General features: G+C 30.7%; 11 protein-coding genes and 3 tRNA genes. 12 read left to right on the top strand and 2 right to left on the bottom strand.

All coding sequences use genetic code 4. The features are described from left to right. The first annotated feature begins 198 nt into the window (after nt 1-198). The 10 genes from ACNF36_RS02560 to ACNF36_RS02515 all read left to right on the top strand — a co-directional run bounded on the left by ACNF36_RS02560 (nt 199) and on the right by ACNF36_RS02515 (nt 9,390). Nucleotides 199-330 (top strand): hypothetical protein, encoded by a 132-nt coding sequence (locus ACNF36_RS02560; protein WP_418303621.1) that lies wholly within the window; start codon nt 199-201, stop codon nt 328-330. Next, a complete protein-coding gene (locus tag ACNF36_RS02555; protein ID WP_418303620.1) occupies nt 293-1,207 on the top strand; it encodes a hypothetical protein in 915 nt (304 codons plus the stop codon). The genes ACNF36_RS02560 and ACNF36_RS02555 overlap by 38 nt, the downstream gene beginning before the upstream one ends. 390 nt (nt 1,208-1,597) lie before the next feature. Next, nucleotides 1,598-2,050, top strand: a complete 453-nt coding sequence (locus tag ACNF36_RS02550; protein ID WP_418303619.1) for a hypothetical protein — start codon at nt 1,598-1,600, stop codon at nt 2,048-2,050. A gap of 198 nt (nt 2,051-2,248) precedes the next feature. Continuing rightward, entirely contained in the window at nt 2,249-5,062 is a 2,814-nt protein-coding gene (secA, locus tag ACNF36_RS02545) for a preprotein translocase subunit SecA (protein WP_418303618.1), read from the top strand. Nucleotides 5,063-5,123: 61 nt separating this feature from the next. Further along, nucleotides 5,124-5,753, top strand: coding sequence for a hypothetical protein (locus ACNF36_RS02540; RefSeq protein WP_418303617.1), 630 nt, complete (start codon nt 5,124-5,126; stop codon nt 5,751-5,753). A gap of 185 nt (nt 5,754-5,938) precedes the next feature. Further along, a complete protein-coding gene (locus ACNF36_RS02535; RefSeq protein WP_418303616.1) occupies nt 5,939-7,558 on the top strand; it encodes an ABC-F family ATP-binding cassette domain-containing protein in 1,620 nt (539 codons plus the stop codon). Nucleotides 7,559-7,560: 2 nt separating this feature from the next. Next, the gene (locus ACNF36_RS02530) at nt 7,561-8,241 is read left to right on the top strand and encodes a 16S rRNA (uracil(1498)-N(3))-methyltransferase (RefSeq protein WP_418303615.1); all 681 of its coding nucleotides are present in this window, start codon (nt 7,561-7,563) and stop codon (nt 8,239-8,241) included. Nucleotides 8,242-8,413: 172 nt separating this feature from the next. Then, complete coding sequence (gene rplM, locus ACNF36_RS02525; protein ID WP_257089389.1) at nt 8,414-8,848, top strand: 50S ribosomal protein L13; 435 nt, start codon at nt 8,414-8,416, stop codon at nt 8,846-8,848. Nucleotides 8,849-8,850: 2 nt separating this feature from the next. Next, nucleotides 8,851-9,249, top strand: a complete 399-nt coding sequence (gene rpsI / locus ACNF36_RS02520) for a 30S ribosomal protein S9 (RefSeq protein ID WP_257089391.1) — start codon at nt 8,851-8,853, stop codon at nt 9,247-9,249. Between the two features lie 64 nt (nt 9,250-9,313). After that, nucleotides 9,314-9,390 (top strand) — tRNA-Ile (locus tag ACNF36_RS02515). Between the two features lie 171 nt (nt 9,391-9,561). On the opposite strand, the gene ACNF36_RS02510 is transcribed toward ACNF36_RS02515, so the two are convergent. Next, a tRNA-Lys gene (locus ACNF36_RS02510) sits at nt 9,562-9,637 on the bottom strand. 8 nt (nt 9,638-9,645) lie between these two features. Continuing rightward, a tRNA-Leu gene (locus ACNF36_RS02505) sits at nt 9,646-9,731 on the bottom strand. Between the two features lie 111 nt (nt 9,732-9,842). On the opposite strand from ACNF36_RS02505, the gene ACNF36_RS02500 reads away from it, so the two are divergent. Both ACNF36_RS02500 and rsmG read left to right on the top strand, forming a co-directional pair. Continuing rightward, a complete protein-coding gene (locus ACNF36_RS02500) occupies nt 9,843-10,829 on the top strand; it encodes a ribose-phosphate pyrophosphokinase (protein WP_418303614.1) in 987 nt (328 codons plus the stop codon). After that, the coding region (gene rsmG, locus ACNF36_RS02495; RefSeq protein ID WP_418303613.1) for a 16S rRNA (guanine(527)-N(7))-methyltransferase RsmG at nt 10,816-11,428 on the top strand (613 nt) is incomplete at its 3' end. The genes ACNF36_RS02500 and rsmG, both read left to right, overlap by 14 nt.

Raw genomic sequence — 11,428 nt, 5'->3', positions numbered from 1 at the left:
TGAAAAACACCCCAACATCATTGAGGTGTTATTATGTCTAATTAAACCTTCTGTCCATTTTTAGTGTCCCAGTTTATAGAAAAGAAATCAGGGGCATTTGTACCAACTGAAGAAATAAAGAATAAGTTAATAGAGAATAATAAATTTGAAGAAATTCAGGATAGTTTTAAAAAAGAATTGAGAAACAATATTCTTCTTATGAAGAAAGAAGATTCTAAAGTAAAAAAAAGCAATAAAAGAAGAAACGGCCAAAAACAAGACAGAAATAAAGAGATTAGTAACTGACTATGAAATGGAATTTGAAATCAATGATGACGGTACAATCAATAGTAAGCAATTGATTTTTGAATATAATAGACTCAAGAAAAAAGTAGAAGTTATAAACGAAATTATGATACCAGAGTTAAATTTTATCAGAGATCTAGAGGCTGTTAAGGTGTTTGTTATTAGTCTTGCAGTTATTGCTAGTGCTTCTGCTCTTGTATCTCATATTGTTAATTTATTTACTTGAGGAAGCATGACGTTAGTAGCCTTGGTTTCAACAGGGATTGCTGCCGCGCTTTCAACAATAGCTGCTCTTATTGATGGATATGTGCAACATAGAAAATCAATATATGATGAAATGGCAGGAATAAAGGAAAAGTTATTTTCTGAAGACATGTTCTTTGGTTTATGAACGGCAGCTACATTGTGGCTGTCCTTTGTAATGTCTGTAGCAGGACTAAAAGATAAAATTACTAGTGAGGCATTAGCACTTAATTTATTCAGAAGTGGTATATCTGATGCTCAAAGCACTTTGTCAACAGGTGCTAATGTTGCAGGATTAATTGGTTCAGCAGTATCGCTAGGTACAGAAATTAATGATATTGTTCAAACTGCAAAATCTTTATCAGCCAATAAAACACAGAAATTAGAGTATTTAGATGAAGTAGCTCGATATGCGGTTGGTATGCAAAAAATTGAAAAGGTTGAATGAGTTGTTATTGATGAAACTAAATTAGACAAACCATATAATGAAGGTGGTAGAGGTGGTCAAAATAGATACTTCTTTAACCTAAAAACTAAACAAACGAGACATATTTCGCATTTTCTAAATATGTCTAAACAAGAATTGGCTATGAATGGATTTATAAAAGTTAAATCAAAAACTCGCGGTCAATATATTAAGAGAATTCCAAATAAAACTAAAGAGGACAATCTAGGTTAATTTATTAATTTATTTATTAATACTAGATAAGTTATGATATTTGCATTATTATTATTATTATTATTCCTCACAAAACTTTTTCAACCAAGACTGAGACTTGCTGAATATAAGCTTTATGTTGTTATAAGGCTTGTTGATTCAGGTTTTAAATTAAGAGATGAATTATTTGATTATTTGATAATAATTTTTAAAAAGAGATTAAAATTCGAAGTAATCTATGAGAGAATCTTTTATATTTTAATGTCATTATCAGTTTTGTATTTGATTCCTGCGTGTATTGTATTATTTGCTTTGAACAGGGTTTATGTAAATTTATCCGATTCATTATCTATGTTTTTAGCATCAAATTGCGGCCTTAGTATTGGTTTCCTAGTAAGTAGTAGTATTTTTATGTTCGTATTTAAAAAATATGGAGTAATAAGAGAACGTTGAGAATATTTTCTGAGAGAAGTAGAGATATATCGTGATAAATCAAAATCATTACCTGACGATAATTTTTATGATAATAGATTTAGAAATCCTGATCATAAAATGCAATTTCTATTAAGTGAAAAAGTGAGATTAAAAACAGTATGATATTCTGTGAAATACAATATAAATGCATCTGTTTATCCATGAATGCACCTTAGATTAAGTTTCCTAAAGAAATCAAAAACAAGAAAAATGGATGTTTATTTAGCTCTGTTATTTTGTGATGATGGATTATGAAAATTAGGGAAAATTGAATTAAAACCTGAAATGTTCCATTATGAGTATAGGAGATCTGTGCTTGGCGAGAAAATTAAACTACCAAAACGAAAATTTACATTAGCAAATAACTACAAACAAGATTATGATTTTTAGTTTTATTTTTATATCTAAAAAACGTTAAAAATAAATGGTGTAAAACTTTATTTTTAACTAAATATTCATATAATAATTATTAACCTGAAAATTACTTTTTCGACACACACATAGTGTTAAAAGTCAAAAAGACCCATTCAACTCATAAAAGTTAATAGGTCTTTTTTATTTTATAAATAAAAAAGTATAATTGAACTTATGAAAAGTTGAAAACAATTATTAGACTTCAAAACATCAGAAATGCGTATTGCTGAGAAAGCTTTAAAGAAAATTAATCAGCTTGAAAGCATAGTTTCTAAGTTTACAGATGAAGAACTGAAATCTAAAACAGAATACTTTAAAAAGCTATTAGAAAAAGGTTATTCATTAGAAGACATTCGTAATGATGCTTTTGCAGTAGCTAGAGAAGCAACAAAGAGGGTTTTAGGTAAAAGACCTTATGATGTTCAAATATTAGGTGGATTACTTTTAGATTTAGGTTCAGTAGCTGAAATGAAAACTGGTGAAGGTAAAACAATTACATCTATTGCTCCAGTTTACTTGAATGCTCTTTTAGGTAAAGGTGCGATTGTATCTACAGTTAACGAATACTTAACTGAACGTGATGCAACTGAAATGGGTGCTGTGTTTAATTTCTTAGGGCTTACTGTTGGGATTAATAAAGCACAAATGAATGAGGATGATAAAAGAAAAGCTTATGCAGCCGATATTACTTATTCAGTTCACTCTGAACTTGGGTTCGATTACTTAAGAGATAATATGGTCTCAAATAAGAATAACAAAGTTCAAAGAGGACTTCAGTTCTGTTTAATCGATGAGGTTGACTCAATCTTAATCGATGAAGCTAAGACGCCTCTTATCATTTCAGGTGGTGAAAAAGATGATACAGCAGCTTACTTTGCTGCTGACCAATTCGTTAGAACTCTTGGCCCTGAAGATTACATAGTTGATGAAGAGTCAAAGGCTGTAGCACTAACACACTCAGGGATTGCTAAAGCTAATGAGTTTTACAAAACTGATGGACTTTATAAAATTGAAAACTCTGAAAATGTTCACTTAATCCAAAACGCGTTAAGAGCACATAAAATTATGCGTATTGATGTTGAGTACATTGTCCGTGAAGGAAAAATCGAATTAGTTGATGCATTCACTGGTCGTATAATGGATGGACGTAGCTATTCAGAAGGGCTTCAACAAGCTATCCAAGCTAAAGAAATGGTTGAAGTTGAACCTGAAACAAAAACTTTAGCAACCATTACTTATCAAAACTTTTTCAGAATGTTCAAAAAGCTTTGTGGAATGACCGGTACAGGAAAAACTGAAGAGCAAGAATTCATTGATATCTACAATATGAGAGTTAATGTTGTTCCTACAAATAAACCAATTGTTCGTGTAGATGAACCTGATTCAATTTTTGCAACTGCTAAAGCAAAATGAAATGCAGTTGCTGACAAAATTGAAGAACTTTACAAAAAAGGTCAGCCAGTTTTAGTTGGTACTGCTCAAATTGAAGATTCAGAAATTATTCATAGACTTTTAACACATAGAGCAATTCCTCATAGAGTTTTAAATGCTAAACAAAATGCATCTGAAGCTGAAATTATTTCACATGCTGGTGAAGTTAAATCAGTTACTATTGCGACAAATATGGCTGGTCGTGGAACTGACATTAAGCCTACACCTGAAGCTTTAGAACTTGGTGGATTATATGTTTTAGGAACAGATAAAGCTGAATCAAGAAGAATTGATAACCAGCTAAGAGGGCGTTCAGGACGTCAAGGAGATGTTGGTACAAGTAAATTCTTTATTTCTATTGATGATCAATTAATGCAACGTTTTGCAAACTATGAAAGTTTCAGAGAAGCTTACTCAAAAGATGGTGACAAAGAAGTTACTAATAAACAACTTAGATTTGCTTTCAATCATGCTCAAAAGAAAATTGAAGGTTTCAACTATGACTCACGTAAATCGGTTTTAAATTATGACGACGTTATTAGACAACAACGTGACTTAATTTATGCGCAACGTGATTTAATCTTATACAGCAGTGACATAGTGTTTATCGTTCAAAGAATGATAGCATCTGCTGCTAGATCAATTGTTAGAAGTGGTGAATATAGATTGCATAATAATGTTTATCATTATGAAGCTCTTGTAGACTTTTTAAATGAAAACATTGGTAAATTCATTAAATTCCACTTTGATATTAATGACATTTCAAAAGTTCACGAAACAGATTTACCAGAATATATTGCTAACATTATTCTTTCAATTTATCAAGATTGAGAAAAGAATGCAATAGAAAACACTTCAGAAGAAGAGTTAATAAGACACTTAAGAGCACTTATTTTAGGTACATTAGATGAAAAATGACAAAGTCATATCAACTTAATGGACAAATTACGTTCAAATGTTAACTTAGCTCAATATTCACAAAAGAACCCTTACCAAATTTATACAGAGGAAGGGACAAAAGCTTTCTACAAAATGATTGATGATATTGCTTATGGAGTGCTTTTGAAAGTCTTCTCAGACAGAATTGGAATGAAGACATTATTCACAAAACAAATGAAAGCTGACCCAATATTCCAACAAATTCTTTCATCATTCAGAATTGATCCATACAAATCAATTGAAGAGCAAGAAAGAGTTGTTATTGAAACTTACGAGTTAATTAAGAAAAGAATGGAAGAGCTAGAGCAACAAAAGAAAGCTGAGCAAGAAAAATTAGCTCAAGCAGCTAGTGAACCAATTGAAGTTCCGGTTGAAAATCAACTACAAAATCAAGAAGTAGTTAGATTAGATGAAAAACCAAAAAAAGTTAAAAAACAAAGTAATAAAACTAATAAAAATATTGCTATAAATCTTGATAATAAACTTTATAATTGTAGTAATATTGCTTATATTAAAGATAATGAACATAAAATTAGTCGTTCAGTAGCTCTTGCACCAAAAAGAAGACAACCACAAAGACCAAGGCTAAATATCAATGTTTATGTAAAACATAAATAAAAATTGTTCAAAATCATAAATTTATTAAATCTAAATAGTTTGAAAATAAAAGGAGATCCTTATGGCACAAGTAGAATTAGAAGTTAAATTAGATGGAAATTGTAAAGTATGTAAATCACCAAGAATTCAATGTGTTTGTTTATCATGTCCTTGTTTAGGTGGAAAATACCACGTTGAACAAATGACAATTGTTGAACAAGTTAAAAATGAAGAAGTATTAGTAGAAGAAACTGTAGTCGAAGAAGAACAACCAGTTGAAGAAAAACAACCAGTTGAAGAAAAAGAAACAGTTGTATATTCAGAAGTAAAAGAAGAACCTAAAGAAGAATACGTTTATGTTGAATCAGACTTAACACGTGAAGAAAATATTATCGAACCTGTTGGTGGATACAGATGTGGTGGACACTGCTTAGCAAACAGAAACGCTAATATGGTTAAAAGAGAAGCAGAAGTTGTTTACAGCTCATCAGCATTAGCTAAAGAAGAATGTGGATGTGAAGAAGAAAAACAAACATGCTGTGAAGGTGAATGTAACTGTGAACAAGTTGAGGAAAGAGTAGAAGTAGCAGTTAGAGAAGTTACAGAACAAGTAGTTGAAGAAGTTATTGTTAAAAACTACTACACATTACATCCAGTTGCAAACAAATTCAGAGAATACAGTGAAGAAGTTATTACAGAATTCAAAAAATAATTTATCTTTCACATAGCAAATTTGCTATGTGATTTTTATTTTTATGGTATTATTTTTAGGAGCCGACATCGAAGTGAAAACTTAGATGTGTACTGCCTTCAATTTGAAGGTTTTTTTATTCAAAATAATATAAAATATATAAATCATTAATTTATATATTGTTAATCAAAACAAAGGAGCTAAATATGATTGAAGTTCAAAATTTAAGCAAGATTTTTAGTGATAAAAAATTATTTGAAAACGTAAACTTAAAATTTACAGAAGGTAACACTTATGGAATTATCGGTGCTAATGGTGCTGGTAAGTCAACATTTTTAAAAATAGTTGCAGGTGACATTGAACCATCAGGTGGAAATATTGTTATCGAGAAAAACAAACGTATTTCTGTATTAAGCCAGGATCATAATGCATATGATGATTACAATGTTACTGAAGTTGTAATTATGGGAAACACTGATTTATACAAAATCAAAGAAGAAAAAGATGCAATTTATATGAACCCTGATGCAACTGATAAAGATTATGAAAGAGCAGCTGATTTAGAAGAAAAATATGGTATGTTAGGTGGATGAACAGCAGAAAATGATGCGCAAGAACTTTTAAGTAACTTACATATACCTAAAGAAAAATGAGAAGCTCCAATGAGAGAGCTTACAGCTAATCAAAAAATAAAGGTTCTTTTAGCTAAAGCATTATTTGGAAATCCTGATATTTTAATTATGGATGAGCCAACTAACCACTTAGACCTTAGAAGTATTAGATGACTTGAAAACTTCTTGATCGACTACCCTAACGTTGTTATTGTAGTTAGCCACGACAGCGACTTCTTAGACGCTATCTGTACACATATTGTTGACATTGATTACAATGAAGCAAAAATTTACACAGGTAACTATTCATTCTGAAAACAAAGTTCAGAGTTAGCTAGAGAAATGATGAAGCAATCAAATCTTAAAAAAGAAGCGCAAATCGAAAAACTTAAAGAATTCATCGCACGTTTCAGTGCTAATGCATCTAAATCAAAACAAGCTACATCACGTAAGAAAGCTCTTGAAAAAATTTCACTTGATGAAATTAAACCTTCAAATAGAAAATATCCATTCGTTCGTTGAGAAATGAACCGTGATCACGGTAAACAAATTTTAAATGTTGAAGGTTTAACATACAAAAATGATAAAGGCGAAACTTTATTTGAAAACGTATCATTCTCACTGAAACCAGGTGAAAAAATGGTTATTGTTGGAGAAGATGACATTGCTAAAACAAAATTATTAGAATGTTTACTTGGAATTAATAAACCAACTTCAGGAACAGTTGAATGAGGACAAACAATTACACCTTCATACTTTCCTAATGAAAATAGCAAATACTTTGATACAGATGAAAACATTCTTGAATGAATTTCTAAGTGACCACTTGAAAATAAAGAAAAAGAAAACAGAGAAAATGATGATGCTAGAATGCGTGGGTTCTTAGGTCGTATGTTATTTAGCAATGATTCAGTATTCAAAAAAGTTAAAGTAACTAGTGGGGGAGAAAAAGCTAGATTAATGTTCTCAAGAATGATGCTTCTTGAATCCAACTTTATCATCTTAGATCAACCATTAGATCACTTAGATGCTGAAAGTATTGACTCAGTTATTGAAGGTGTTAAAAACTTCAAGGGTGGAGCAATTTTCACAACATACAACAGAGCATTTGTTAACCAATGTGCTGATGTTATTTTAGAACTTCAATCACCTACAAAGAGCTTCTTATTCAGAGGTTCTCTTGAAGAATATGAAGAAATTATGCAAGATAACTAATTATGAATAGATTTTTTGTAACAGAGAAAAACAACGACTCTTTTGTTTTATCAAAAGAGACATTAAAACATCTTCAAGTTATCAGAATAGACACAAAACCTTTTGTTTGTGTTTATAATGAAGAATTTTATGAATGTGTATTAGATAATAATGCTGCGAAAATAATTAAAAAAATAGAACAAAATCACGAACATAAATACGAAGTTGTTCTTGCAATGGCTGTAATTAAGTTAGATCGTTTTGAATGAGCGCTACAAAAAGCTACAGAACTTGGAGTTACAAAAATAATTCCACTAAAAACTCAATACACAAATCACGACTTACTTAAATTTAATAAATTTAGCTCAAAATACGAAAGATTTAAAACTATTTTGCAAAATGCAGCTGAGCAATCATTCAGAAATAAAATTCCTGTTTTAACTGAATTAATGACATTAAAACAAGTTTTAAATCTACCAATTCAAAATAAATATATAGCGCATGAAAAAATTGATATTTCATCAAATTTACCACAACCAATTGATAGTGATGTTATTTTCTTAGTTGGACCTGAAGGTGGTTTTTCAGATAAAGAAATCGATTTAGCTGCAAAAAATAATGTAAAAGTTGTTTCATTAGGTTCAAGAATTTTAAGAGCAGAAACAGCAGCAATTTTCATGTTATCGCAAATGAAAATTGATTAATAAAATTAATTAAGAAAATATATAAAATACCTAGACTATAGGTCTAAAAAACATAATAAACCATATGTAAAAAAATGAGTATAAAAAAACTTATGTGGTATAATAAATAAGCAATTTATAAATTTATAAACCGAGATAAATTTTTTATTATTAACGTATATAGGAGGATAGCGTGAGACAAACAACAATAGTTAATACTCAACAAGCTAACAAAAAATGATATGTTATTGATGCTGAAGGACAAGTATTAGGGCGTTTAGCTGCTCAAGTTGCATCAATTTTAAGAGGGAAAAACAAACCTACATTTACACCTAACGCAGATATGGGTGACTTTGTTATCATCGTAAATGCAGAAAAAGTAGTTTTAACAGCTAAAAAAGAAGAAAACAAAATTTACTACTCACACTCAGGATACCCAGGTGGATTAAAAAGCATTACAGCAGCAAAATTAAGAGTTAAAAGACCTACAGCTTTAATTGAAAAAGCAGTAAGTGGAATGATTCCTCACACAAAATTAGGAAACAAACAACGTCGTAGTTTATTTGTGTATGCTGGACCAAACCACAAACACGAAGCTCAACAACCAGAAAGATTAGAGGTTAAATAATTATGGCTAAAGAAACAGTTATGTACCGTGGATTAGGAAGAAGAAAATCTTCAGTTGCTCGTGTTAGATTAACACCAGGTAAAGGTAAATTTGTTATTAACAACCGTGAAGCTAGAGAATACTTAACATCTGACATTTACTTAAAAGATGCTAACCAACCTTTTGTTTTAACAGATACATTTGGAACATTTGATGTTAGTGTAAACGTAAGTGGTGGTGGTCTTAGTGGTCAAGCAGGTGCTATTAGATTAGGTATTGCACGTGCTTTATTAGAAGCTAACCCTGAATATCGTTCAGCTTTAAAAGTAGCTGGAATGCTTACAAGAGATGCTCGTGCTAAAGAACGTAAAAAACCAGGTTTACGTGCAGCACGTCGTGCAAGACAATTCTCAAAACGTTAATAAAATTAATAATATTTTGTACTTCTGTTTTTATAGTTTTATGCTATAATAGAAGTACATTTATGCGAGCGTAGCTCAGCTGGTTAGAGCACACGACTGATAATCGTGAGGTCGATGGTTCAAGTCCATTCGTTCGCACCATTTCATAAAGATGACCTTATTTTTACCAACTAGAAATAGTTGGTTTTTTCTTGTTCTTTTTTTATAAATTAAAGAAATTGATTTTTACTTATTTGACTAGCTCACTACTGTAAAAGTAAAAAAAGGAATAAAAAAAGAACCTTTTAAGGTTCCTCGGTCAATTTCTTGAAATGGTACGTCCTAGAGGATTCGAACCTCTGACCCAATGGTTAAAAGCCATTTGCTCTACCTGCTGAGCTAAGGACGCACATTTTTTGGTGCCCAGGACTGGACTTGAACCAGCACGGTATTGCTACCGAGGGATTTTAAGTCCCTTGTGTCTACCATTCCACCACCTGGGCATTTCTTTTTGCTTGAATATTATAACACAGAAAAAATAAAACAAAGTATTTTTTTAATATTTTTATTTAAATAATAAAGCAACAAAAAGGGTAAAATATAAATGAGGAAAAATGAATAAAGATCAAACAGTTATTTTTGGTATGCATAATTCAGAAAAATTAGCAAAAAAGATTTCTGAACTTGTTAATATACCACTTTCAAAAGCAACAAGAACAGTTTATTCTGATGGAGAAGCCATGTGAGTGGCTGAAGAAACTGTTAGAAACAAAGATGTTTACATCATTGCTTCAACGTCAAAACCTGTAAATGATAATTTAATGGAATTATTGTTATTTATTGACTCACTTAAAAGAGCAAGCGCAGGTTCGATTAATGTATGCTTAAGCTACTATGGATATGCTCGTCAAGATAGAAAGGCATCAGGAAGACAACCGATTGGAGCTAAATTAGTTGCTAATTTACTTCAAGTAGCAGGTGCTACTAGAATGATTTGTGTTGACTTACATAACCCTTCGATTCAAGGGTTCTTTGATATTCCTGTTGATGATTTAAGAGCACAATATCCGCTTGCATTAGCATTGAGAAAACTTAATACATCATTCACAGTTGTATCTCCAGACCACGGTGGAACTGTAAGAGCTAGAAAACTTGCTGAATTAATAGCAAACACAATTAAAATTACAATTATAGACAAGAGAAGAAATGCTGATAACCAAACTGAAGTAATGGGTATTATTGGTGATATCAAAGGTCAAAACGCAGTTATTGTGGACGATATTATTGATACAGGTGGAACAATTAAAAAAGCAGCACAAACATTAAAAGATAATGGTGCTAATAAAATTATTGTTGTTGCAACACACGGTGTGTTTTCAAAGGGGTTTGATATTTTTGAAAATGACCCTAACATTGAAAAAGTTATTGTTACAGACAGTATTGATAACAATGAATTACTAGAAAAATACTCAAAATTACAAATTGTTTCATTAGGTGAATTTATAGGAAAAGTGATTAATGCATCTCTAAATGGTGGAAGCATTACAAATGTATACGCAGAAATAAAGGAACAAATAAATAATTACAATGATGAGAAGTAAAGAACTTGTTAGAGAATTATGCATTGAAAATAACTGAGATTTTAGTTTATTTGAAGCTTATGTTAATCTAATTGAAGAGAAAAACAAAATTATGAATTTAACTGGTTTTTCAGATGAAAGACTTTGAAATGAAGGTATTTACGAATCTTTAGTATTTATGATTGAAATCACTAAAGACTTACAAAGTGGAACCATTTTAGACATTGGAGCTGGAGCAGGTTTCCCATCAATTCCATATGTGTTAACAAAGCCTAAAAACAAAGTAGTTATATATGAACCACTTTTAAAAAGAGTTAACTTCTTAAACGAAGTTATCGAGAAGTTAAACTTATCAGATTATGTAACTGTTTACAAATATAGGGCTGAAGATGTAAAGGAAACTAATCAATTCGATGTTGTTACAGCAAGAGCTGTGGCGACTGTAAAAGCTTTAAGTATGGCCGCTTTACACTTAGTTAAAGTTAATGGTTCATTATCTTTATTAAAAGGTAAAAAAGCTAATGAAGAACTTAATGATGCAAAGAGCATTTTCAAAGATGTTAAAGTTCAATATTCAATAAGGCCTTTTATTGATGAAAATATTGATAGAGAAAATTACA

The sequence above is a fragment of the Mycoplasma sp. 4463 genome, assembly GCF_048381515.1.
In the GTDB taxonomy this organism is placed as follows: domain Bacteria; phylum Bacillota_I; class Bacilli_A; order Mycoplasmatales; family Metamycoplasmataceae; genus Mycoplasmopsis.
This window is presented reverse-complemented; position numbering and strand designations above follow the sequence as displayed.